A 22,708-nucleotide genomic window follows, 5' to 3' on the forward strand; every position below is an offset into this window, starting at 1 on the left:
CCGCGTCTCAGCCGTCGTCCGCCACAGACCGCTCCAGCCGCCCGAACGCCCGCTCCGCCGCCCGTACCGCGTCCTCCCGCACGTCCTCGACCCGCTCGCCCGCCGCGATCCGCCGCCAGTTGTCCTGCGCGAGGATCCGCTGTACGGCGATGATCTGGCCGGCCGCGAGCCGGGCGTCCAGGGTGCCGCCGAGCGCCTCGGCGAGCGCGGCCTCCGACCGCTCCAGGTAGGCGTACTGCCGGGCGACCAGGGTGGGCGTGCTGTTGAGCAGGGTGTGGAAGGCGAGCACCTGGGGATGGTCGTTGAGGCCGGTGATCGGGTCGTTGCGACGCAGTCCGTCGAGGAAGTGGGCCCTCAGCACGCCGACCGGCGACTCGGCGCCCGCGACCAGCCGCGCGGCCTCCGTCTCGTGGTCGGCGATCCGGTGCAGGACCAGGTCCTCCTTGGCCGGGAAGTACCGGAACAGCGTCGGCTTGGAGATCCCGGCCGCGGCGGCCACCTCGGCGACCGACACCGCGTCGAACCCCTTCGCCAGGAACAGCCGCACGGCGATGTCCGACACGTCCTCGTACATCCGCCGCTTCTTGCGCTCACGCAGGCCCATCTCACCCATGGGGCCGAGCCTACGCAGCGGCGGTCAGGCCGACGGGACCTGTCGCCACTGCGGGAGCCTCGCGAGGCTCCACAGGTCGTCGAAGTGCTTGGTCCAGGTCGCCACCGCCGCCTCGGCGACGCCCTCGCGGGACCACACGTTCAGGTCGGTCCGGTAGCCCTTGGGGTCGTAGTACTCGTCGCCCAGGTGGTGCAGCCGCATCCGCACGGACAGGTCGTACAGGCCGTGCAGCACCTGCTGCCGGTTGAAGATGCAGATCTTGTCGCGCGGGATTCCGGGATAGAGCCGGTACTCGCACTCGACCCGCACCCGGCCCGCGGCCGTGAGCCGTTCCGCGAGCTCGGAGAGGATGCCGTCGTACTCACGGCACCGCTGCTCCATGCGCTTGCGGAAGTCGGGGTCGTCCACGGGCGCGTCCTGCTCCCCCACCTTGGAGGGAACCGTCATCGGCTGACCGAAGTCCGGGACGAGCATGCGGACCAGCACCCTGCGGGTGGGGCCGGGATGGTCGAAGAGGTCTTCCAGGTGGTGGTAGAGGGTGCTGTGAAGCGTCTCGCCCGTATAGCCGAGAAAACTGATCTCGACCCTTCGCGCCTCGAAGGCCTGACTCACGAAGCTGTCCAGCTGGGTGGAGTTCACCAGCGCCCGGGTCGGGGCACGGACCGACGACGTCAGCTCCTTCACCTGGTCGTACAGGACATAGCCGACCAGGCTCAGCAAGGCGCCGCCGAGATAGGCCTTGCCCTCCAGGGCGTCCCCGACCGGCTTCACGAACTGGGCCGTGAGGCCGGTGACGAAGATGCCGAGCAGCAGGATGCGGGTCACCACCGGCTCGACCCGCTCCTGAAAGCGCCTCAGCCGCGATATCCCGTCCTCACCCGCCGAACCACCGTTCCGCCCCGACATGCACGCCCCCTCCGCGCAGCGCTGCCCGGCCGGCCCCGCGGACCCGTGGGCAAACGGGTATTCGGAGCACTCATGTTCTCTCTAGGCCAGGGCACGAGCAAGATGGGGATTGGCGGTTGCCCGGGCCGGCAGGCCCAGGGAGGCGATGGCCGCCGCCAGGGTCATGGCGTACGAGTCCACGGCCCGGCGGACGTTGGGGGCGTCCAGGCTCGCTCCGGTGACCAGCCGGTCCAGGTCCACGTAGGCGGATCGGACGATCTCGATCCACCGGTAGACCCGCCAGTCCTGCTGCCAGGCATGGGTGTAGTCGTCCGGCAGCAGGCGCTCCCAGCGGCGGAACATCCGGTCCCGGATCTCCGGTCGGGTGGGGGTGAGGTGCATGTGCCGGACCAGGTCGTACAGGGGGTCGCCGACGACCGCCATCTCCCAGTCGATGATGGTCAGTGCCATCTCGTCGTCCCGGCGCACCAGGTTCCAGGGGTTCAGGTCACCGTGCAGGAGGATCGGTCTGCGATCAGTCACCCGGTGCCTGGCCAGTATCTGCCGCAACCGTCCGGCATCCGGCAGGCCGAGCTGCCTGGCGAGTTGCTGCGACTCCTTGGGCAGTTTCTCCACCAGCAGGACGAGTTGTTCGCTCAGATAGCTGTAGAAGCTGTAGCCCGCTTCACCGGCGGCCGGATCGAGCCTGGTGAAGTCGACGTCCTTCAGTGCTCTCAGCTGGTCGACGAGCCGGTCCGCCTCGTGCGGCAGCAGTCCGTGCACCGGATGGTTAGGGGGCCGGTCGATGTCGAGCGGCCCTACATAGGTGTGAATGGCAAAGCTGTCTTTCCGGTACTTCCCCGGGTAGCTCTCGCCGAGGGCCAGGACTCTCGGTGCCGCCACTGAGACACCCGACTGTTCGATGGCTCTGAGCACGGCATGCTCGCTGAGGAAACTACGTTCGCGGCGAAATACCTTTTTCACTTTGCGTCGCACCACAACGGGGAATTCGATACCGGGAACTTGCACCACGGAATTCAGATGGCCGGTCCCCTTGAACACTCGCCCGGCTGGGGCAGCGCCTTCGGCATGCAACGCTCTCTCCACAGCCAGATAGGGAAAGTCAGAACGCTCCGGAACACGCTTGTCCGGTGTCCAGGGTACGGTGCCGAAGGTGGAGAAAAGCCCCTTACGTGCCTCCCCACGGGAAATCCGCCACCGGAACAGAACGCGCTCGATCTCTGCTTCGCTGGGCAGTTGCCGCAGCTGCAGGGGGGCCTGGGCCACCTCCAGGGCGCGGCGCACTGCCGACGTGGCCTCGTCCAAGCCCTTCTGGTCGAACGATTCGTCCAAGGATGTGGCGGCCCTCATCACGTCCGGATAGACGGACTGCGCCTGCTCGAAGGCGACGTAGTGGCGCAGTTCCTTGCCCACGCCGTTGACGGCTCCGGGCCGGGTCCACTCCATGGCCCGGACCCAGGCCTCGATCACCTCGGACCACTGATCGCCGGGGTACTGCATGCGCACCAGGTGGGTCGCCAGGTCGTGCAGGGGATCGCCGTAGGTGGCGAGTTCCCAGTCGACGCAGATGAGCGACGGATGACCGCCGTAGGTGACGATCAGGTTGTCCCGATGCAGGTCCGCGTGGAGCAGGCTGTACGGCCGCCGGGCCATCACCGGCACCCGTTCCGCGAACCGGGTGAGCGCGTCCTCCGGGATGCCCAGCGCCGCGAACAGCCCGCCGAACGCATGGAGGTTGGCCCGTCGGATCTGCTGGTCGGCACAGTGCGCCAGCGTCTGCAGAAAGCCCTGGCTGTCCTGGCCGTTGCTGGGCCAGGAGGACGGCAGAGCCGGCAGCATGCCCCTGCGCACCTGGGCCGTCTGCGCGAGGAGCTGCGCAATCTCCCCGATCAGAAGTGAGTCGACGGGTTTGCCGTTGCCGCAGACGCTGGACAGCGGTACGCCCTCCACATAGCTGTGGACGGCGAACCCGTTTCCCTCGTAGAGGCATTCCGGCACATGCGGTAGCGCGGACCTGACGGCCCTGAGGATCTCCGCCTCGTTCTTCCAGGTTCTGATCACCACCGGAAGCACGCCGGCACGCCGCATGCGTACTGTCACCGACACGCCGGACTCCCTGCCCAGCAACTGCGCCATGGGGCCGGTCAGCGACAGGACGTAGTTCTTGTTGTGGTGCCCGCTGTGCGCCTTGCCGTGTTCGATGGCATGGCGCACGACCTGCTGGTGAAGCGCATGACCTGCGCCGGGTTTGGCGCGTTCCCCAAAGGACATAGAGGGAACAGAAGATGCGCCCACTGGCCGCTCCGGAATTGCTAGCGCTGGCTGGAAAGTACGGCAAACGGTAAACGCGGCGGACTGTCCGCACGACCAGAGGCGCAATCGAGTAGCCACAACGGGTGGTTTGGTGCCCCGCTGCGTCAGGTCGTTCTGAGATCGGTGTGCTTGACCTTCTCATACGTAGGAACCGGAGCGGTTGCTCAGATAATGCGGGCATGTTAGCGCACCGCGGTTGCCCCTACCTTTGGTCCACCCAAGAGTTGACAGAAACGCTACTCGGCGAGCAGGTTCCAAACCGACTCGAACCAGGACCGCATCTTCAGCACGAAGACCGACCCCGGCGAGTCCGGGACGGCCTCCTGGACGTGGTGCGTCAGCATGGCGCCCAGTCCCAGCACGTCGAGCGCGTCGATCTCCTCGCCGGTGTCCAGGATGATGGACCGTTCGATGACCTCGTAGAAGCCGTGCAGCGCCTCTGTCTTGTTGATGACGTAGAGCTTGAAGGCCGGAACCAGCCGCACATGCCTGATCTGGACGTCGACGGACGGCACGAACCGCTCGGCCTGGAGGTCCCGCAACGCGGTACGCAGCGATTCCGTGTGCCGGTCGGTGATGGCACGCAGCCGCTCCCGCAGCCGCGGATCGTTCTTGTCCTGCCTGATCACGGGATACGGCATGTCGAGCTGAGGATCAGGCAGGAGCAACCGTACGACGATACTCACGGGGTCGATGACGCCGGCCCGGATCCGCTCCGCCTGGAGCCGGATGTGGGTGTCGAGGGACTCCGAGGTCAACGTGAAGACGTCCAGGGAGACTTCGGGCTGCTCGAACGCCTCGCTTATCAGCGGCCCCAGCATCATCACCTGCCGTGACCTGCTCGCCTTGGCCGTGGTGGACTGCACCCGCTGGATCTTGACGACCCGCGCGGGGCTGCCCTGGCGGGACTCGATCCACCCCTCGTTGCCGAGTTCGCGCACCACCCGCTGGACGGTGTCACGGGACACCCCGAACTCCTTGGCGAGCTTGCCCTGGGCCGGCAGTTCGGTACCCAGCTGGTACGTCCCGTCCACCATCCGGGTCCGCAGGGCCTCGGAGACCTGCCGGAACGCCTTGCCACCGCCGTCACGTGCCTGCCTGGCCGCCATACAGCCAGCGTTCCTCTCCCGGCCCCCTTGCAAACCCGACCCGTCAGGCAGGAAGTCGGGCGAACCTGCCGGTTAACGGATCAACCTGCCCGGGCATGCCTGATATTGACCAGCAACCAGGCAGGCGGGCCCGGGTGCTGCAGGGTCGACCGGAGCTTGCAGGGGGCGGACGCAATGGAGTTACGGGTACTCGGGGTGACGGTACAGATCGACGACCTGATGCAACTCGCCGTCTCCGTATCGAGCGTGATCGGCGTCCTGGCGGCCTGGCGCCGCAGGCGCACCGCCCCCCGGCCGACCGCCACCCGCCGACCCCGCCCAGCGCCCCCTAGCGCCGGAGTATCTCCAGCAGCGGCCACAAGGACCCCACCACGTACTCCGCGCCGGCCTCGGTCAAGAGCTTGGCTTTCCGTGCGTTACGCGCGTAGCCAAGGAACGGGACGCCGGCGGTCCGGGCCGCCTGGAAGTCGGTGGGCGAGTCGCCGATCATCAGGGCCGCGCCGGGGGCGGCGCCCATCGCGTTGAGGGCGCGGTTGAGGCAGTGCGGGTCCGGCTTGAGGCGGTGCAGGTCCTGGGTGCGGCCGTAGATGTGCGGGGCGAAGCAGGGGGTCAGGGCGCGGTCGTCGAGGTAGGCGCGGACCACCCGGGGGGAGTTGTTGGTGGTGATCGCCATGCGGGCGCCCCGCGCTCGCCAGGTCTGGATGAGGATGTCCGCGAACGCCGTGGGCATCGCCGTCGCCGTGGCCCGCAGTTCCTCCTTGGTGAGACGTTCCTCCAGCTCCGCGACCAGGTCGCTGCCGGGGTGCCTGCGGTCCACGGCGCGCAGTACCAGGTGCGGGTCGAGGGAGTCCCGCTCCGTCTCCGTGACCAGGCCGTGCAGGCCCCGGACCGCCAGCCAGTCGACCAGTTCGCCGGCCACACCCGCCGCCGAGTGTCCCGCGAACAGCCGGCAGATCGGCCCGTCGAAGTCCCAGAGGACGACCCGGGCACTTCTGACCAGTTCCACGATCTCTTCGGTCGTGTTCTTGCTCTTGGCTGCCACCAGTTCAGTCTGCGTCGTATCAGAAGTCACTAGGAGAGTGTCAGGTCCGTCGTGATGGTTTCCCAGAGGGCGTTGAACCACTTCTGCGATTGCTCCACGAACGCGGCGTCCCGGTGGCCGGCCCGCCCCTCGAAGGAGAAGAGGAGGGACTCGGAGCCGACGGCGTCGTACATGTCGAGCAGGCCGTCCTCGGTCTGCTCCTCGCGGCGGGTGACCGTGTAGTACGCGAACAGCGCCTCCGCGCCGTTGAGCAGGTACAGCTTGATCGGCGGGGTGAACGGCAGGGCCCGGAAGGTGACGTTCACGTCGATCTTGTGGGTGGAGCGCAGGCCCTGGAGGTTGTACTGGAGGACCTGGCCCTGGGCGTTGCGCATGCCGAGCCAGCGGTTGTGGACCGTGTCGTCGTCGCCGTCGACCGCCGTCGGGAAGGCGAGGGCGATGCGCCGGCTGGGGAGCAGGACGCGGACGTCGATGCGCTCGGGGCGGATCCGGCCCTCGTGGATCATGCGCAGGGGCTCGGCGAGGGCCGGCAGCAGGCTCTGGGCGGTCAGACAGGCGGCGTCGATACGGACGTGCTCGGCGGTGAACGCCTCCGCCATGCGGGGGCCGAGGCCGACCATCGTCGGCTGCGGCTCGTCCAGCGCCGCGGGCCGCGGCCCGGCGATGCGCGGCGGGCTGCCCTTGCCGACGTCGACGAGGTAACCGTCGTCCTGCAGCGCCCGCACGGCCTGCCGCACGGTTCCCCGCTCCACGCCGAACGCCTCGGCCAGCTCGGCCTGGGTGGGCAGGCGGTCGCCGGCCTTGAGCTCGCCCGAGCGGATGCGTTGCCGCAGGGTGTCGGCGATCTCCTGAGGTGTGCTGCCGGCGTTCACTGCCACGTTCTCCTGAGTCACGACCAAACGCTACAACTTTGATCCACCTGGCGGGAGTTGTTTGAGGGTTGTTTATAACTAGTAGCCAACTGGGGACAACTTAATCAGAGTTGGTCACCAACTTGGTTGAGTTGGCGGAAGCCTTGCTTCCTGACTGATGGGGGAACCACCATGCCTGCCGCCCTCGCTCTCCTCTCCGCCGTCTTCGTCATCGGCTTCGAGCAGATGGTCCAGTCGAAGTACGGTGCCACTGGCATTATCGGCCTGCTGTTGCTCACCGTGGGCATCAAGGCCAAGAGCCCGGCGTTCAGCTCCGCCGGCGCCGTCCTGATCGCCCTGATGCTCGCCGGACCCGCCCTGTAGGAACCACCGGGGCCCGCCCCGCAGGAACCAAGGGGCGGCCCTAAGCCGTCAGGTGCAGCTCAGAACTGATCGTCTCCCACAGGGCGTCGAACCACCGTGTGGACTGGTCCACGAACGTGGTGTCCCGCAGCCCCGCGCCCTGTTCGAAGGCGAAGAGCATCGACCGCGTGCCCTCGGCGTCGTACGTCTGCAGGTGCTCGTGGTCGATCTCCCGCTCGTGGCGCCCCAGCGTGTAGTACGCGAACAGCGCCTCCGCCCCGTTGAGCAGGTACAGCTTGACCGGCGGGGTGAAGGGCAGCGCCCGGAAGGTGACGTGCACGTCGATGCCGTGCGTGGCGCGCAGCGCCAGCAGGTTGTGCCGCAGCACCTGGCCCTGTGCGTTGCGCTGGGCCAGCCAGCGGTCGTGCACCGCGTCCTCGGCCGAGGCGTCGGCCGCCACCGCCGTCGGGAACGCGAGGTCGATGTTCCGGCTCGGCAGCAGCACCCGGACGTCGATCTTGGCCGGTTTCAGCCGCCCCGCGTGGATGAGCCGCAGCGGCCCGCCGAGCGCGAGGTTGAGCGAGACCGAGGTCAGACAGAGCGCGTCGATCCTCACGTGCGAGGCCGCGAAGGCCGCCTCTATGCGCGGGGTGAGGGCCACCATGGTCGGCTGCGGCGGCGCCTCCGGGCCCACGGCGAGCCGTACCGGGCCCAGACCCGGTGCCACCGTCGCCGGAGCGCCTTTCGACACGTTGGTGAGCAGGTGCTCCGACTGCAGGATGCGCAGTGCCTGCCGCACGGCCCCCCGCTCGACGCCGAACTCGTCGGCCAGTTTGGCCTGCGTGGGCATGCGCTGGCCCGGCCGCAGCACCCCGGACCTGATCCGGGTGCGCAGCTCGTCGGCCACCTCGTGGTGTGACGCCTGAGGCCGCTGTGACCTCTTCCGTCCATTGACGGAGGCGTGTTCCGGCTCCACGGACAAACAGTACAACTTCCCGCCATCTTTCGGCAGTTCACGGGAAGGTGGTTATGAGTCGCATCCAAGTGGAGATAAGTACTGTTGAGTTGGTCACCAACTCCCGCAACATGGTCATACTTCTTCGGCGGTTGGCCATCCGGGTTCCCTTCCGGAGGGGAGCCGGGAGCCCGGTCCACCTGGGCCGGCCGTCGGGGCGCGCGGCCAGCACGATCGGCACAGTCACAACTGAACACCGACAACCGAACACAGGCAGACCCGCACAGCCACAACTTCACAGCTCGCTACGGATGAGCAGCACAGAACAGCACAGCCACAAGTGAACACAGGTGATTCAGGCACCGTCCCCGGGAGGAAGGAGCGCCTCAGAAGATGTCCGGGCACCAAGGCCGCCCGGACGCGCGCAACAGGGCGTCGGCCTCCCGGGCGGCGCCCACTCGCTCTTCCTGGACCCGTCCGAGGGCGTGCAACCGCGCCACGGACTGGTCACCGAGCCAGACGCTCGCCAGCTCGGCGATGTCGAGGGCGAGGTCGGGGGTGTCGGTGGTCGGGGTGCAGGACGCCCCATCGGGGGAGGCGTCCAGCCGGAACCGGCCGCCGGCCAGCCCCTGCCGGTCCGCCACCTCGAGGACCAGCGACCCCGTCCTGTCGTACGTCCGCGCCTCCAGGGCCCGTACGACGTCCAGGATCCGCACCCACAGCCAGTCCGCCTGGTTGGTGATCCGCGCGGCGCGCGGGTCGGGCAGGTAGTGCGGCAGCAGGTCGTCCGGCGACCGCCAGCCGCTCTTCACCCTGGTGATCCAGTCGATCGAGCACAGGTAGTGCCACAGCGCGCGCTCGGCCGCCGGGGTCGCGCCGAGCAGCCAGTGCACGTCGGCGGTGTTGTACGGCTGCTTGCCCTGCCAGTTGTCGTCCGACTCGTAGGACGCGATGCCCTCCACCTCGCCGGCCGCCGAGCGGTACACCGCGAAGTAGGGCTCCTTCCACTCCTCGTCGAAGCGGACCACGCCGGTGCGCAACTGCCACCACAGCTCGCTGCGGCTGACCGCGCCCGGGGTGCTACGCCGGACGCGTTCGTGCAGGTCGGGGCCGAGCTTGCGGACGTCCTCGCCGTCGACGAGGTCGATCCGGCCGCCGTCCTCGGGGCGCGCCCAGCGCGGGTCCAGGCCGGTCCGCGGGACCTCGACCGTCCACTCCGTCAGCGTGGTCGCCGGACCGAAGCCGTAGCGGCCGTAGATCCGGTACTCGGCGGCGATCAGGGTCGCGACCACGTCTCCGCGCTCCTTCGCCGCGGCCAGGTCCTGGCTCATCATGCGGGTGAGCAGGCCGCGGCGGCGGTGGGTGGCGGTGACCGTGACGTTGGAGATGGCGTCGGCGGGGAGGGTGGCGCCGCCGACCGCGGTCAGCTCCTGGTCGAAGGAGCGGAACGTCGCGACGCAGCGGGGGCCGTCGAAGGCGCCGAGGAGTCTGCCCGGCACGAACTGCCTTCGGCGGGCAGCGAGTTGCTCCGCCGAGAGGGTGGGTCGCTGGAGGAAGCCGGTGGACAGGGCGCGGTGCCAGTCGGCGAGCTCGGGTTCGGTTATGGGGCGGACTTCGACGGGGTCGGTCATGACAGCACGGTATGCGTTTGATTCCGTGGTGCCGATTCATTTTCGGCTGCGGGTGGGTGGGGGCCGGTCGCGCAGTTCCTCCCCCAGCCTTCGGCCGGGGGTACCCCCAGCGCCCCTGAAGGGGCGCTCTGCCCTACGTCAGTAGATCGTCGACCTGCGCTTCGCCCTCCCGGTACCTGCGGGTGATCTCCCCGCTCGAATCGTCCGCCGTCCGCTGCAGGCGCTGCCTGCGCCGGGACACCTCCTGTTCGTAGCGGACCAGGCGGCCCATCGCCGTGTTCAGCTCCGTGTCCGTGCGGGCCTCCAGGTCGGAGAGTTCGACCTCGGCCAGCATGTCGGCCGCCAGCCTGCCGTACTCCTCGTTGTGCGGGGTGCCCAGGGTGACGTGGCGGGCGGAGGAGCGGTGGCGGGCCGGGGCGTCCGTGAGGATCTCCGGGAGCCGGTCCACGACGGCGGCCGCGCCCGCCGGGGAGCGGCGGGCCAGTTCCGCGCGCAGGATGTCGATACGGCCCTGGAGCAGCCGTCGTACGTAGCTCAGGTCGGCCTCGTCGCGCTGCGCGTCCCGGCGCAGGACGCGCAGTTCGGGCAGGCTCAGCCGGGTCAGGTCGTGCTCCGGTGGTTCCGCGGGCAGCGGGATGTCCTCGCCGCGCTGTGCGGGCGGCCGGGGCAGGCTCTGCACGCTCTGCGTGCCCTGCTTCTTCAGTCGCCCGGTGCTCGGTGTGCTCATACGTCTCAACCGTCCCCTCGACCGGCGTGTGAAAGCATGGTGCCACCCCAAGTGGCCGCAATGTGACCGAGTGCCCCCGAACGGCCCTAGTTGGGACATTAAGGATCCAAAATGGGCCCCTGTGAGGCGCATGTGGGCACCGGGCATGATGGTGCGCATGCGAGCGGTGGTACAGCGGGTGGACGGCGCGAGCGTCGTCGTGGACGGCGAGACGGTGGGCGCGATCGAGGGCGAGGGCCTGTGCGTGCTCGTCGGGGTGACGCACGAGGACACCAAGGAGAAGGCGGCCCAACTTGCCCGGAAACTCTGGTCGATCCGCATGCTGGCGGACGAGAGGTCGTGCAGTGACGTCGACGCGCCGCTGCTCGTGATCAGTCAGTTCACGCTGTACGGCGACGCGCGCAAGGGGCGGCGGCCCACCTGGAACGCGGCGGCGCCCGGCGAAGTGGCGGAGCCGCTGGTGGACGAGGTGGTCGCGCAGCTGCGGGCCCTGGGGGCGACCGTGGCGACCGGCCGGTTCGGGGCGCAGATGCGGGTGTCGCTGACCAACGACGGCCCGTTCACCGTCCTGCTGGAGATTTGATTCCTCCCCTCCCTGAGGCGACGGGAGGGAATTCCTGGCTCAGGCAGCCATACGGGGCAGCGCCCCAGATGGTCTTACGCCGTCAGCACCAGCCGGGTTGAGACCGGCCCGGACGAGCATCACGCATGCGGAGTTCTTGTCTCTGGGAGAGGAGATTCCGCATGCGGTGCAGGTGTAGGTGCGCATCCCCAGCGGCAGTGCGTGCTTGGCTCTCGCTCCGCAGTGCGCGCAGTCCATGGTCGTGTGCGCAGGGTGGACCAGGTGCACGGTGCGTCCGTGCTTGCGGCCCATCTCGATCAGGGCCTGTTTGGTGGCACCGATAGCAGCGTCGGCGGCTTTGCGGGCCATCGAAGTCCTGGCGAGGAACTTGGGCTTGAAGTCCTCGACGGCCAGCACGTCATGGTCAGTGACGACCTTCTTGGCCCACTTGCGACCGGCATCCTGGCGCTGGCGTGCGACTTTCTGGTGCGCTTTGGCGCGCAGCCGCTTGGCCTCGCGGTAGCCCTTCGATCCGGCCTGCCCCTTCTTCGGCTTGCGGCGGGCCATCATCCGGTCGTACCGGGTCAGTTTCGCCTTGGCCATCGTGCCGTGCTGGGCGTGCGGGAGGTCGTGGGCTTCGGATGTGGTGGTCGCAGTCTCCTTCACCCCCCAGTCCACACCGATCACCGCACCCGTCTCCGGCAGCGGCTCGACTGCGGCGGGGACGACGAAACTGGCGTACCAGTGGCCGATGCCGTCCTGGTAAACACGCACACTGGACGGATCTGCAGGCAACTCCCGCGACCACACCACGGTCAGGACGATCTCGCCTGCCAGGTGCAGTTGCCCGTCCTTCAGCCGGAAGCCGCGCCGGGTGTAGTTGAGGGTGGGCGACGCCTCGTGTTTCTTCTTCCACTTCGGCATCCCGGCCCGGCGTGCCACAGGCAGCCGGTCCTTGATGTCCTGCTGTGCCCTGGCACGGGACTTGCCGAAGTCCCGGATGATCTGCTGCTGCGGCACGGAGCTACCCGCTCGAAGCCAAGGATTCGTCCTGCGCGCCCCGGTAAGCATCTTGTCCAGCTGGGCTGGGCCACACGTCCGCTTCCCACCGGTGGCCTTGTTATGCCGGTGCACGACCTGGGACTTGGCCACGCACTCGTTCCACACCCACCGGCATCGGTCCCACTCCGCCAGCAGCACGGTGCGGGCAGTGGACGACACACGCAGCCGGAACGTGTACCTGGCATGCCCCACTCCGTCGGTTCCCTTCGCTGCTGCCACGCCATCACCCCCGTCCGCGTTCCGGTCGCCTGCTCCTGTCGAACGACCATACGTGCGAGATCCGCACGTCCGCTCGCCGCTTCGCCATGGTCACCCCAACCGGCGAACACGGACACACATGTTCGGCTTCACCGGAGAGGCCGAACTGCACCCTGCGTCGCGGGATGCAATTCCTATCCGGCCTGAACGCCATGGCCTCCCCGCAAGAGATCAGCTCGAAACCGGCGCCGTACCCGCTCGCCGGGCGGGCGGGGGCGCGTCCGGCGCCGACGAGGGGGCCGGGGCGGAGTCCGGGCGGCGCCGCGTCCCGCGGACGGACCGGGCGGCCTCGTCCCGTCTCTCGTCCCGTCGCTCGTGCTGCTCGGGGCCGGGCGGCAGCAGGGCGAGCAGGGCGCCGTCGGCCCGCAGGGCGGCGTCACAGCGTTCGGCCAGCAGCCGTCCCGGGGGCCGCAGGCCGTTCTCCACCCGGCTGAGGTAGCTCTTGCTGTAGTGGACCCGGCGGGCGAGCTCGGCGAGGGAGAGGTCGGCGGCCTCCCGGCGGACGCGCAGCGCCTCGGCGAACTCCTCCTGCGGTGTCACGGCGCCTCCCCCCGGGGCGCGCGCATCGGGTCGAACACGTGCACACCGTGTCCAAGTGGTCGCCGCCCGTTGCCAATTATGGAGTGGCAACGGCAGGTCCCGCAGCGTGCTTCCGGAGATCCACAGCTTGTGGAGAAGGAACCGGAGGGAACTTGCGGGGAAAGGAACGCGCGGCGGGCCTACGGCTCGACGATCACTTCCTGGGCCGCGGCCGTCTCCCCCACGACCAGCCGGGCGTCCACCGGGACGTTGCGCTTGACCAACGCCAGGGCCACCGGGCCCAGTTCGAAGTGGCGTACCGACGTCGTCACGACGCCGATCTTCCGGCCGTCCTCGCCCTCGTCGGCCACCCGGATCTCGGTCCCGTGCGGCGGCAGGTGGACGTCGCTGCCGTCCAGGTGCAGGAAGACCAGACGGCGCGGCGGCTTGCCGAGGTTCTGCACCCGGGCCACGGTCTCCTGGCCGCGGTAGCAGCCCTTCTGGAGGTGGACGGCGCTGCCGATCCAGCCCAGCTCGTGCGGGATGGTGCGGTGGTCGGTCTCGAAACCGAGCCGGGGCCGGTGGTGCTCGACGCGCAGCGCCTCGTAGGCGAGGAGCCCGGCGGCCGGGCCCGCCTTCTCGGCGTACGCCTCCAGGTCGGCGCGGGGCAGGAAGAGATCACGGCCGAACGCCGTCTCGCGCACGACGACACCCTCCGGGGCCTCGGCGATGGAGCCGGCCGGCAGGTGGACGACCGCGAAGTCGGCGGTCCGGTCGGCGACCTCCACCCGGTAGAAGAACTTCATCGACTCCAGGTAGGCCACCAGCGCCTCCTGGGTGCCCGGCTCGACGTGGGCCCAGACGGTCGTGCCGTCGTCGACCAGGTACAGCGCGTGCTCGATGTGGCCGTGCGCGGAGAGGATCAGCGCCTCGGTGGCCTCGCCGGCCGGCAGCTCGCTGACGTGCTGGGTGAGGAGCAGGTGCAGCCAGCTCAGCCGGTCCTCGCCGGTGACGGCCACGACCCCCCGGTGGGAGAGGTCGACGAAACCGGCGCCGTCGGCGAGGGCGCGCTGCTCGCGGAACAGGTCGCCGTAGTGCGCGGCGACGCCTTCGTCCACGCCCTCGGCGGGCACCGCGCCGGGCAGGGACAGCAGTGGGCTCTTCATATGCGTAAGCCTACGACTCGGTAATTGAACTCTGGACGGACGCGGATGCGGAGGATGCCGCCGTGGCTCTCTTCAGTGTGCAGTCCTTGCAACGCCCGAAGATCGCGAAGTGTTTCATGTCCGTCTCGAAGCCGAAGTCCCGCCGCAGCTTGGCGGTGAACTCCGCGGCCACCGCCACGTCCGCCTCGATCACGTTCTCGCAGTCGCGGCAGACCAGGTGGATGTGGTGGTGACGGTCGGCGAGGTGGTACGTCGGCGCACCGTGCCCGAGATGGGCATGGCTGACCAGCCCCAGCTCCTCGAGGAGCTCCAGGGTCCGGTAGACCGTCGAGATGTTGACCCCCGACGCGGTCTTCCTCACTTCACCGAGGATGTCGTCGGGGGTCGCGTGCTCAAGGGTGTCCACGGCTTCGAGCACGAGTTGCCGCTGCGGCGTCAGCCGGTAGCCGCGCTGCCTGAGGTCGCTCTTCCAGTCGGTGCTCACCACACCGAAAGTCTAGAACTACTTCCGAAATCCAGAACTACTTGAAGAACGCGATGCCGTCGTCCGGCATGTCGTCGGGGAGGGCCTTGGCCCAGCGCTCGACGTCCTCCGGGGTGACGACCTTCTTCAGGTGCGCCGACATGTAGGGACGCAGCTCGACCTCGGGGGTCTGCTTCTCGCCGACCCACATCAGGTCGCTCTTGACGTAGCCGTAGAGGCGCTTGCCGCCGCTGTACGGGGCGGAGGCGGCGGTCCGGGCGACGGCGTCGGTGACCAGGTCGATCTGGGGCTTCTTGTCGGCCATCTCGCCGTACCAGATCTCGATCACGCCGTCGTCGCGGACCATCGTGACCTCGACCTTGCGGTGGGCGTCGATGCGCCAGAAGCCGGACTCCGACTCCAGCGGGCGGACCTTGTTCCCGTCCTGGTCCAGCACCCAGGTGTGGGAGTGGTACTCCAGGAAGTCCCGTCCGTCGTGGCTGAAGGTGACTTCCTGGCCGAAGTTGCACTTCTCCGAACCCGGGAAGTCGTGGACACCGGCGCCGGCCCAGCTGCCGAGCAGGAAGGCCAGCGGGACCAGGTCCTTGTGCAGGTCGGACGGAATCTCGATCATGGGTGGTGGTTCCTAGACTCGGGCTCGGACTCGGTTCAGCGCTGGCCCTGGTACAGCTTCTTCACGGTCAGCCAGGCGAAGGCGATGACGCCGACGCAGACCAGGACCAGCAGGGTTTCGAAGAAGGCTTCCACGGGTGCTCCTTGAGCGAGGTCGGGCGTACGTACAAGAGCCGGGCCCAAGCTTACGCGGCCCGGGCCCGGCGCTCTTGGCGAGGTGCACCCCTGCGGGGTTCAGTCCAGCAGCTCGCTCTGCAGGGTCACCGTCTGCTGGAAGGGGACGGCGAGCGCCTCCTTCTTCCGGGACTGGACGATCACGCCGAAGGTGTCGCCGGCCGCGAGATAGGCCAGCCGCACCTGCTCGTCGCCGTACGGCCTGTCCTCCGCGTACGGCGCCAGCAGGACGTCGTTGATCCGGGCGGCGTCCGGGAACTCCTCGTCCCGGAGGTAGGTGTCGGCGCCGCGGACCGCGTAGGCGGGCGCGTCCTGGGTGATCATCTCGGTGTTCAGCAGCTTCTCGGTGATCGTGGCACTGCCGAACTGGAGCAGGTAGATCCCGGTGTGCGTACCGTCCGGGGTGGTCCAGCCACGGGCCGCGATGTGCCGGAGCCCGTAGTCGGCCAGCTTCCCGGCGAGCTCCTCGCGGTCCGCCTTGTCGGAGTAGAGCGCCAGGAAGTCCTTGGTCGCCAGCCAGCCGTCCGTGCCGCGCAGGGCGGCGTCGGCGGTGGCGCCCCGGGGCGCGGGCAGCACCAGTCGGCGCAGGTCGGCGTAGTGCGCGTTCACCTTGTTGGCCGCGGCGAACGGCGCCGGGCTGCCGGACGGCAGCGGCGCCTTCACCAGGGTGGGGTACTCCCAGCGGCCGTCGGAGTGCGTGGCCAGGCCGGGTACGTCCGTCCGGTCCGCGCGCGTGACGCCGTACGCCGCACCGGTCCCGACGACCGCGAAGACGGCCACGGCCGAGACCCAGCGGAGGGCGGCCCGAAGCCGACGCCGATCCTTCTTCCCGGGCTGCGGCTCGGTCCCCAGGACTTCGACGGCCGACTCCGGCTGCACGACCTGCATGGGCTGCATGGGCTGCACGGCCTGCACGGGCTCCACGGCCTGCACGGGCTCCACGGCCTGCACGGACTCCACGGCCTGCACGGACTCCACAGGCTCCACGGGCTGCTCAGCCTGCTCGGGCTGGTTCATGGTCATACCGCCACTCCCGGGTTCTTGATCCGGTCGAGCTGCTCGCCGAGCAACAGCGCCACACCCTTCTCGTCCAGCGGCTTGGCACCGGTGGCCGTGGCGCTGACCAGCACGTCACCCACGTACGCGGAGCACACCATCATGTCGAGCTTCTCGGCCGAGTCGGCGGGCGGCAGGAAGCAGGCGGCGTCCTTGTGGCCCTTCACCTCCGGGCCCTTGCGGAAGATCTTCAGCGCGTCGAAGAGCTCCTGCTGGGCCGTGGCGACGGACCGCACGGTCCGCTGGTCGCCCAGCTGCGACAGCACGATGTCGACGGTGTAGGCGTGGTCCGAGTACGTGGTGCCCTCCGTCGGCGTCTCGGTACTCAGGTAGCTGCGCATTGCCATGCCCTTGGTCTGCTGCTTGTCGATCAGCCGCTCCAGCTCCTTGCGCTGGGAGCGGGGCAGGTCCTTGATCGACTCCTTGCGCAGGTCGGCGGCCTCGCGGCCGGACAGCCGGACGTCGGAGCCGAACTCCCCGATGTCCGGGCCCCGCCCGAACCCCTCGGTGCCGTAGGGCAGCAGCATGGCCTGTAGACCGGTTCCCCCGGCCGCCGCCTCTTTCGCCCCGCCCTTGGCCGTCTTCGGCAGGTCCCAGCCGGGGACCCCCGGATCCCGGTCGGCGCCGCTCACGCGCACGGCGGTGATGGCGACCCCTGCGACGACGGCGACGAGCAGCACACCGATCCCGGCGATCCGGGCCACGCGGCGCCGACGACGACCGCCGGCCTCACCGGCCGCACCGGTTCCGTCGACCTCACCAGCCGCAACAGTTTCGTCGGCCTCACCAGCCGCACCGGTTCCGTCGACTTCACCAGCCGCACCGGTTCCGTCGACTTCACCGGCCGCACCAGTTCTGTCGGCCTCACCGGCCACGCCGGACAGTTCCTCGCTCACAGCCGCTCCATCTGCCGCTTCGCCAGATCCATGATCTTCGCCTTCGGGACCGGCTTCGTGTCGTAGACCCAGATCTCCATGGCGATGTCACCGCGCCAGGCGTGTGCCTCGGCCGAGTACATGTCCAAGTAGCCCGGCTTGGTGTCGGGCTTGTTGTGGACGTACGCCATGCCGTCGCCGGTACCGGGTATCGGCCGGCCGTCCGTGTCGGCCTCCTTCTCGGCCCAGTAGTAACCGCCGTCGGCCGCGTCGGCCGCCCCGAGCGTCTCCTCCTGGCGGTACTGGACCAGGCGGATCTCCACGCTGTAATGGCCGCCCTCCCGCCAGTCCGTGGCGGCAGCCCGCCGGAACTCGCCGGCGACGAGGTCCGCGAAGCCACTCGCGGGCTTGTCGTACGTCTCCGCGTAGTCGGCGAGGCTCGTCCAGCCGCCACCGTCCGGGTAGAAGACCGCACGCGCGCCCCTCGGCTTCTTCAGCAGCAGCTTGCGCAGATCGCCGCCGGCCCTGACCTGCCGGTCCTGGGCGGCCGACAGCGGCTCGGGACCGGCGCCCTTCGCCTGCGCGACGGACGGCTGGGACAGGGGCGGCAGGGCGGTGGGCTCGCGGTCGGCCTGGACGAGGTAGCCGACGCAGGTGCCGGCCACGACGCCGAGTACGGCGGCACCGGCGATCAGCGCGGTGGTACGGCGCGTCCTTCGCCCACGCCTGGGCGAGGCTTCCGGAAGCGATTCCGGCACTGTTTCCTGTGGTGGTTCTGGCCGAGGTTCCGGCGGTGTGTCTGGTACGTCCATTTCGCCCCCCTGTGCACAAACGGGAGCGCGGATTCCTTGATCCGCGCGCCACAGGAGACTCATGGTCCGTTCCATGAGTTGTACAAGGATTAATTACGATCAGGACACCGCAGCGAGCCAGGCAGCCGCCCCCGCAGCGAGCAAGAGCGTGAGATTCAGGGCCACCTGACGGTCACCCATCCTCAGGTGGACCCCGACCGCGCCGACCTGAAGCACGGCGAACCCGACGGCGGCGGCCAGGGCCGGCCAGAGCGCGACGCCGGTCAGACGCGGGAGGACCAGGCCGAGCGCACCGAGCACCTCGACGCCCCCGATCGCCCGCACGGCCGCCGTCGGCATGCTCTCCACCCACGCCATCATCGGCAGCAGCCGCTCCCGGCTCCGCACGACCTTCAGCCCGCCCGCGTAGAGGTAGAAGAGAGCGAGCAGACCGGCGACGATCCAGTACGCGACGCTCATGAGCCGGTGGCCGGCTCGGTGGCGTAACGGCTCATGACCTCGGCGCTCGCCCGCGGGCTGGGCGCCTGGCCGGTGGCGAACAGGTCCCGCAGGTCCCGGAAGTACTGCACGTACAGGTCGGGCGTGAACGTGCTGAGCATGACGGCCGGTTCGCCGGTGACGTTGGCGAACGTGTGCGGGGCGCCGGGCGGCACCATGACGAGGGTTCCGGCCGTGGCGTCGTACTCCTCGTCTCCGACGGTGAAGCGCACCGAGCCGGAGATGACGTAGAAGCCCTCGTCGTGCCGGGCGTGCCGGTGCTGCGGCGGGCCGGGGGTGTGCGGTGCGAGGACGGACTCGGCGAGGCCGAGGCGGTGGCCGGTGGTACGGCCGTCCTCCAGGACGCGCATGCGGGTGGTGCCGAGCATCAGCACCTCGCCGTCGCCGGGTCCGACGACGGATACAGCGGGGGTGTTGTCGTGGGTCGTCATGTTCCGATTCGACGGCCGGGGCGGTCCAGCTGTCCAAGACCTGTTCCGCAGACCCGATACCCGATCGGTATCGTGGCTGCATGGAGCGTATGGAGCTACGGACGCTGCGCTATTTCGTGGCGGTCGCGGAGGAACTCCACTTCGGCCGGGCCGCCGCACGGCTCCACATGAGCCAGCCCCCGCTGAGCCGTGCGATCAAGGCGCTGGAGACCGAGGTCGGCGCGCGGCTCTTCGAGCGGTCGCCGGCCGGGGTCGCCCTGACCCCCGTCGGCGCCGTCCTGCTCGACGAGGCCCGCGCGCTCCTCGACCAGGCCGACCGGCTGCGCGTACGGGTCGCGACGGCGGCGGGGACCGCCGTTCTGACCGTCGGCCTCCTCGGCGACAGCACGGATCCCGGCGTACGGCGCCTGGCCCGCGCGTACCGCGAACGCCACCCGGGCGTCGAGATCCGCGTCCGCGAGACCGACCTGACGGACCCCACGTGCGGGCTGCACGCCGGTGCCGTCGACATCGCTCTGACCCGTGCGCCGTTCGACGAGACAGGGCTGGCGGTAAGGGAGTTGCGGGCCGATCCGGTGGGGGCGCTGCTCCGTGCCGACGATCCGCTGGCCGGCCGGGAGAGCCTGCGGCTGGCCGACCTCGCCGAGCGGCGCTGGTTCCGGTTCCCGGAGGGTACGGACCGGCTGTGGCAGTCGTACTGGAACGGCGGGGAGGCGCGGGAGGGGCCGGTCGTACGGGCCGTCCAGGAGTGCCGGCAGGCGGTGCTCTGGAACGGCACGGTCGGCATGACACTGGCCGGCCACGACCCGGGAGCCGGGCTCACGGTCGTACCGGTCGCCGACATGCCGCCGAGCCGGGTGGTGGTGGCGTGGGCCGAGGGGGACGGGAATCCGTTGCTGCGGTCGTTCGTGCGGGTCGCGGTCGCGGCCTACCGGTGATCAGAGGAGGACGCGAGAGACCTCGAGCCACGTCCGCGCGTCCGCGCGTCCTCGCCGACTGCGCCGACACCAGCGCGTCGAGCTCGTCGCCTTCGGCCACCAGGTCGGGCAGGGCGAGGTCGCGATCCGACCCGGACGTGTCGAGGCCGTAGTCCAGCATTCAGCGCCCGACCCGCTTGACCCCGACGACGAACGCCGACCAGGCAGAGGCTTCGAAGAGGAGGGTTCCGTGGGAGGGGGCCTTGCTGTCACGGACGGGGACGAGGGAGGGGATGCCGGTGGCTACTTCGAGGCAGTTGCCGCCGTCCTGGTTGCTGTAGCTGCTCCTGTGCCAGGAGGCGGAGGCCAGGAGATCGTCGGAGACCTCGATGCAATCGCCGCCACTTGTGTTGCTGTAGCTGCTCTTGCGCCACGTGACGCCACTCAGGTCGACGGCTCGCACGGCACTTCCTCCAACATCCGCAGGATGAACTTGCGTGACTCGGCCGGTGAAAGCGCCAGGTCGCGCATCGCATCGTACCTACGCAGCAGCAGCTCAACTGAGGCGTTTTCTTCCACCAGTTCACCACGCAAGTCGTTCTCGGTGTAGGCGACCGTACGGCCATCCGGCAACCGCAGGAACTTCACCGAGGTATTCATCAGGCCGTGCGGTCCGGCGCTGAACGGCAGCACCTGAAGCGTGATGTTCGGGCGCTCGGCGGCTTCTGCCAGGTGCTCCAGTTGCTCCCGCCACGCCCCCAGGTCGCGCAGCGACGTGTGTAGCACCGCCTCAGACAGGATGACGCGGAACATCGGCGGATCGTCACCCTCCAGCAGTTGGCGACGCCCTACCCGTGCCTCTACCTGCTGCTCCAGTTCGGTGCCCTCGATCCAACCCACCGCTAGCGCCTCACGGGCGTATCCAGCCGTCTGAAGCAAACCCGGCGGTGAACTCACGGCGTAGTGCCACAGGCTGGCCGCCTCCGCCTCCAGCACCATGTACCGCCGGTACTGCTCCTTGAACTGCGACGGATCCCCAACCGCCAACTCCCACAAGGCTAGCAACAGCCCAGGCGTCCCATAGAGCTGATCCAGCGCCTCCACGACCTCCGGGCTCCCCAGAGTCCGCCCGCTCTCCATCTTCCCGAAGTTGGACGCGTCCCAGCCCAGTTCCTCGGCCAGCCCCTTTAAGCTCACCCCCTTCTCCGCCCGCAGCAACCGCAGCTCCTCCGCGAACCGCTGCCTCGGCTCCTGACTGCGCCCCGTCACCACCCGCCTCTGCGGCACCGCACCCCTCCCGGATTCCCCATGGAATTTGTGGAATTAGCGCCGCCAGACGGGGAAGAACCGCTCCTCCTCGGCGCGCCGCCCCCGCCTCCCGGCCATCCTCGTAGCAGCCTCGACACGCAGAGTAGTCCAACTCTCGCATTTCGTATAGATGTTGGACAAAAGGAGCGAATGCCATGGAGCCCGGAACCCTGCTCTACGACACCGCCACCGACCAGGTCGGCGAGTACCGGGACCAGTCGGGGCCGTACGCGATGCTGCGTCCCGTGGGGGGAGGGAGAGAGTGGCAGGCCCATCCGTCGACGCTGCGGCCCGCCACCGACAGAGAGCGGCTCAGCGCGGGCGTCCGGGCGGCGAACGACCGTACGTGGGCCGTGCCGCCGGACCCCGAGGACCTCAGCCGCCCGCCGTGGCCCGTGCCCGGCTGCGCCGAGTGCACGCACCTCGACGACCGGCGGGAGACCGCCCGCGCCGCCCACGACCACAGCGCGGCCACCGACGCGAACGTGCTGCTGCGCCAGCACCAGCGCGCGGAGCACCCGTGAACCGCCGCGTCTTCCGCTACGTGCCGTACGTGATCGTGCAGGACGCGGGCGCGGCGCCCGAGTACGCGGCCCGGTGCGTGTCTGGGGACGAGGAGGACTGCGGGGCCGAATCGGGGGTGTGCGGGCATCCGGCGGAGGTGGAGGAGTGGCAGCGCAGGCATGCGCAGGAGACGCGGCACATGCGGTACCGGCGCCTGTTCGCGGACTACGCGGTGCTGACCCCGGCTTGAGCCGTTCGGCGGGCGCCTGCCGTCGTCCGTCGGCCGCGGCGCACTCACGCCACCCCGGAGCCCTCGCCCGGAGGCCGGCGGATCAGGTGCAGACAGACGACCGAGGCGACCACGGTCCGCCGTTCGGAGACGTCCAGACGGGGGTCCATCTCGACCACGTACTGCTGTAGGCCGATCCACGAGTCGATGGTGCTCACCGTGACCCGGCCGAGGGTCTCCGGCGCCGGGCCCCCTTCCGGGGCGGTGTCCGTGAGGTGCCATTCGACGGACAGCTGCCCCTGCCGCGTGAGGAGGAGCCGGCGTCCCCGCTCCGTCCGGAGGCTCAGCTGCCGGGACTTGACGACTCCACCGGCACCGGCGGTGCCGATCTCCCGGTCCGCTCCGTCGGTGAAGTGGAACCGCACCGGTCCGAACTGCTGGAACGGCTCGGACCAGGAACGCTTCTCGATGCGGACGACGACCTCGCCGGACGTCGCCGTCAGGACGAACTGTGTGTGGTCGATGTCCGTGACCTCGGCGAGCGGGGTCCCCTCCACGGTGGACACGGCCAGGACGGGGCCCCGGTACGTGCGCCACTTCGAACGCTTCGGCTGCCCCACCACGACGGCTTCCAGCGCGAACGGACCGGGTTCCGTCATCGGTCTTCCCTCCCCCGCCCCGGCTTCCCCTCGGCCGGGTACGTCCACTGTGACCGAGAACCCGCCGGACTC

27 protein-coding genes are annotated in these 22,708 nt (G+C 69.5%); 5 read left to right on the plus strand and 22 right to left on the minus strand.

Translation table 11 applies throughout. From position 1 onward, the window contains the following. Positions 1–7: 7 nt before the first annotated feature. The 6 genes from ACFY0P_RS43960 to ACFY0P_RS43985 form a co-directional block, all read right to left on the minus strand. Positions 8–613 carry a TetR family transcriptional regulator gene (locus tag ACFY0P_RS43960; protein WP_388927180.1) on the minus strand — a complete coding sequence of 202 codons (606 nt, stop codon included), beginning with the start codon at positions 611–613 and terminating at the stop codon, positions 8–10. 24 nt (positions 614–637) lie between these two features. Then, positions 638–1,441, minus strand: coding sequence for a hypothetical protein (locus ACFY0P_RS43965; RefSeq protein ID WP_388927183.1), 804 nt, complete (start codon positions 1,439–1,441; stop codon positions 638–640). Positions 1,442–1,600: 159 nt separating this feature from the next. Further along, positions 1,601–3,790, minus strand: coding sequence for an aminoglycoside phosphotransferase family protein (locus ACFY0P_RS43970; protein WP_388927186.1), 2,190 nt, complete (start codon positions 3,788–3,790; stop codon positions 1,601–1,603). A 278-nt stretch (positions 3,791–4,068) separates the two neighbouring features. Then, the gene (locus ACFY0P_RS43975; RefSeq protein ID WP_388927189.1) at positions 4,069–4,941 is read right to left on the minus strand and encodes a winged helix-turn-helix domain-containing protein; all 873 of its coding nucleotides are present in this window, start codon (positions 4,939–4,941) and stop codon (positions 4,069–4,071) included. Positions 4,942–5,269: 328 nt separating this feature from the next. Further along, on the minus strand, positions 5,270–5,983 hold the full coding sequence (locus ACFY0P_RS43980) for an HAD family hydrolase (RefSeq protein WP_388927192.1): 714 nt from the start codon (positions 5,981–5,983) through the stop codon (positions 5,270–5,272). 29 nt (positions 5,984–6,012) lie between these two features. Continuing rightward, the gene (locus tag ACFY0P_RS43985) at positions 6,013–6,882 is read right to left on the minus strand and encodes a FadR/GntR family transcriptional regulator (RefSeq protein WP_388927195.1); all 870 of its coding nucleotides are present in this window, start codon (positions 6,880–6,882) and stop codon (positions 6,013–6,015) included. A gap of 144 nt (positions 6,883–7,026) precedes the next feature. Here ACFY0P_RS43985 and ACFY0P_RS43990 point away from each other — a divergent pair, with 144 nt between their 5' ends. Next, positions 7,027–7,218, plus strand: a complete 192-nt coding sequence (locus ACFY0P_RS43990) for a hypothetical protein (protein WP_351498142.1) — start codon at positions 7,027–7,029, stop codon at positions 7,216–7,218. A 40-nt stretch (positions 7,219–7,258) separates the two neighbouring features. Here ACFY0P_RS43990 and ACFY0P_RS43995 read toward each other — a convergent pair whose 3' ends face one another. From ACFY0P_RS43995 to ACFY0P_RS44005, 3 genes are all read right to left on the minus strand, one after another. Further along, positions 7,259–8,179, minus strand: a complete 921-nt coding sequence (locus ACFY0P_RS43995) for a winged helix-turn-helix domain-containing protein (protein ID WP_388927198.1) — start codon at positions 8,177–8,179, stop codon at positions 7,259–7,261. A gap of 359 nt (positions 8,180–8,538) precedes the next feature. Further along, positions 8,539–9,783, minus strand: coding sequence for a GNAT family N-acetyltransferase (locus ACFY0P_RS44000; protein WP_388927201.1), 1,245 nt, complete (start codon positions 9,781–9,783; stop codon positions 8,539–8,541). Positions 9,784–9,916: 133 nt separating this feature from the next. After that, positions 9,917–10,510: an aerial mycelium formation protein gene (locus tag ACFY0P_RS44005; RefSeq protein ID WP_388927204.1), complete on the minus strand. Its 594-nt coding sequence runs from the start codon at positions 10,508–10,510 to the stop codon at positions 9,917–9,919. 157 nt (positions 10,511–10,667) lie between these two features. Here ACFY0P_RS44005 and dtd point away from each other — a divergent pair, with 157 nt between their 5' ends. Next, on the plus strand, positions 10,668–11,093 hold the full coding sequence (gene dtd, locus ACFY0P_RS44010) for a D-aminoacyl-tRNA deacylase (protein ID WP_388927207.1): 426 nt from the start codon (positions 10,668–10,670) through the stop codon (positions 11,091–11,093). Positions 11,094–11,132: 39 nt separating this feature from the next. Here dtd and ACFY0P_RS44015 read toward each other — a convergent pair whose 3' ends face one another. The 10 genes from ACFY0P_RS44015 to ACFY0P_RS44060 all read right to left on the minus strand — a co-directional run bounded on the left by ACFY0P_RS44015 (position 11,133) and on the right by ACFY0P_RS44060 (position 19,019). Further along, on the minus strand, positions 11,133–12,353 hold the full coding sequence (locus ACFY0P_RS44015) for an RNA-guided endonuclease InsQ/TnpB family protein (RefSeq protein ID WP_388927210.1): 1,221 nt from the start codon (positions 12,351–12,353) through the stop codon (positions 11,133–11,135). A 210-nt stretch (positions 12,354–12,563) separates the two neighbouring features. Next, the gene (locus tag ACFY0P_RS44020) at positions 12,564–12,932 is read right to left on the minus strand and encodes a multiprotein-bridging factor 1 family protein (RefSeq protein ID WP_388927213.1); all 369 of its coding nucleotides are present in this window, start codon (positions 12,930–12,932) and stop codon (positions 12,564–12,566) included. Positions 12,933–13,111: 179 nt separating this feature from the next. Next, complete coding sequence (locus ACFY0P_RS44025) at positions 13,112–14,077, minus strand: YgfZ/GcvT domain-containing protein (protein ID WP_388927216.1); 966 nt, start codon at positions 14,075–14,077, stop codon at positions 13,112–13,114. A gap of 10 nt (positions 14,078–14,087) precedes the next feature. Continuing rightward, a complete protein-coding gene (locus tag ACFY0P_RS44030) occupies positions 14,088–14,564 on the minus strand; it encodes a Fur family transcriptional regulator (protein WP_388927219.1) in 477 nt (158 codons plus the stop codon). Between the two features lie 34 nt (positions 14,565–14,598). Next, positions 14,599–15,174 (minus strand): FABP family protein, encoded by a 576-nt coding sequence (locus tag ACFY0P_RS44035; protein WP_388927222.1) that lies wholly within the window; start codon positions 15,172–15,174, stop codon positions 14,599–14,601. 233 nt (positions 15,175–15,407) lie between these two features. Continuing rightward, the gene (locus ACFY0P_RS44040) at positions 15,408–16,370 is read right to left on the minus strand and encodes a hypothetical protein (protein WP_388927225.1); all 963 of its coding nucleotides are present in this window, start codon (positions 16,368–16,370) and stop codon (positions 15,408–15,410) included. Next, positions 16,367–17,299, minus strand: a complete 933-nt coding sequence (locus ACFY0P_RS44045) for a hypothetical protein (RefSeq protein WP_388927228.1) — start codon at positions 17,297–17,299, stop codon at positions 16,367–16,369. The genes ACFY0P_RS44040 and ACFY0P_RS44045 overlap by 4 nt, the downstream gene beginning before the upstream one ends. Beyond that, the gene (locus tag ACFY0P_RS44050; protein ID WP_388927231.1) at positions 17,296–18,036 is read right to left on the minus strand and encodes a hypothetical protein; all 741 of its coding nucleotides are present in this window, start codon (positions 18,034–18,036) and stop codon (positions 17,296–17,298) included. The genes ACFY0P_RS44045 and ACFY0P_RS44050 overlap by 4 nt, the downstream gene beginning before the upstream one ends. A gap of 153 nt (positions 18,037–18,189) precedes the next feature. Beyond that, positions 18,190–18,549, minus strand: coding sequence for a DoxX family protein (locus ACFY0P_RS44055; protein WP_388927234.1), 360 nt, complete (start codon positions 18,547–18,549; stop codon positions 18,190–18,192). Next, entirely contained in the window at positions 18,546–19,019 is a 474-nt protein-coding gene (locus ACFY0P_RS44060) for a cupin domain-containing protein (protein ID WP_388927237.1), read from the minus strand. Before ACFY0P_RS44060 ends, ACFY0P_RS44055 begins: the two co-directional genes overlap by 4 nt. Before the next feature lie 89 nt (positions 19,020–19,108). Here ACFY0P_RS44060 and ACFY0P_RS44065 point away from each other — a divergent pair, with 89 nt between their 5' ends. After that, complete coding sequence (locus tag ACFY0P_RS44065; protein ID WP_388927433.1) at positions 19,109–19,957, plus strand: LysR substrate-binding domain-containing protein; 849 nt, start codon at positions 19,109–19,111, stop codon at positions 19,955–19,957. Between the two features lie 160 nt (positions 19,958–20,117). Here ACFY0P_RS44065 and ACFY0P_RS44070 read toward each other — a convergent pair whose 3' ends face one another. Beyond that, entirely contained in the window at positions 20,118–20,399 is a 282-nt protein-coding gene (locus ACFY0P_RS44070) for a DUF397 domain-containing protein (protein WP_388927240.1), read from the minus strand. Then, positions 20,381–21,223 carry a helix-turn-helix domain-containing protein gene (locus ACFY0P_RS44075; protein ID WP_388927243.1) on the minus strand — a complete coding sequence of 281 codons (843 nt, stop codon included), beginning with the start codon at positions 21,221–21,223 and terminating at the stop codon, positions 20,381–20,383. The genes ACFY0P_RS44070 and ACFY0P_RS44075 overlap by 19 nt, the downstream gene beginning before the upstream one ends. A 176-nt stretch (positions 21,224–21,399) precedes the next feature. Here ACFY0P_RS44075 and ACFY0P_RS44080 point away from each other — a divergent pair, with 176 nt between their 5' ends. Continuing rightward, a complete protein-coding gene (locus ACFY0P_RS44080) occupies positions 21,400–21,768 on the plus strand; it encodes a hypothetical protein (RefSeq protein ID WP_351961534.1) in 369 nt (122 codons plus the stop codon). Further along, complete coding sequence (locus ACFY0P_RS44085; RefSeq protein ID WP_388927246.1) at positions 21,765–21,998, plus strand: hypothetical protein; 234 nt, start codon at positions 21,765–21,767, stop codon at positions 21,996–21,998. The genes ACFY0P_RS44080 and ACFY0P_RS44085 overlap by 4 nt, the downstream gene beginning before the upstream one ends. A gap of 44 nt (positions 21,999–22,042) precedes the next feature. Here ACFY0P_RS44085 and ACFY0P_RS44090 read toward each other — a convergent pair whose 3' ends face one another. Continuing rightward, the gene (locus ACFY0P_RS44090) at positions 22,043–22,636 is read right to left on the minus strand and encodes a hypothetical protein (RefSeq protein WP_388927249.1); all 594 of its coding nucleotides are present in this window, start codon (positions 22,634–22,636) and stop codon (positions 22,043–22,045) included. Positions 22,637–22,708: the final 72 nt, after the last annotated feature.

Origin of the sequence: Streptomyces sp. NPDC001714 (assembly GCF_042892755.1) — a bacterium.
GTDB lineage: Bacteria > Actinomycetota > Actinomycetes > Streptomycetales > Streptomycetaceae > Streptomyces.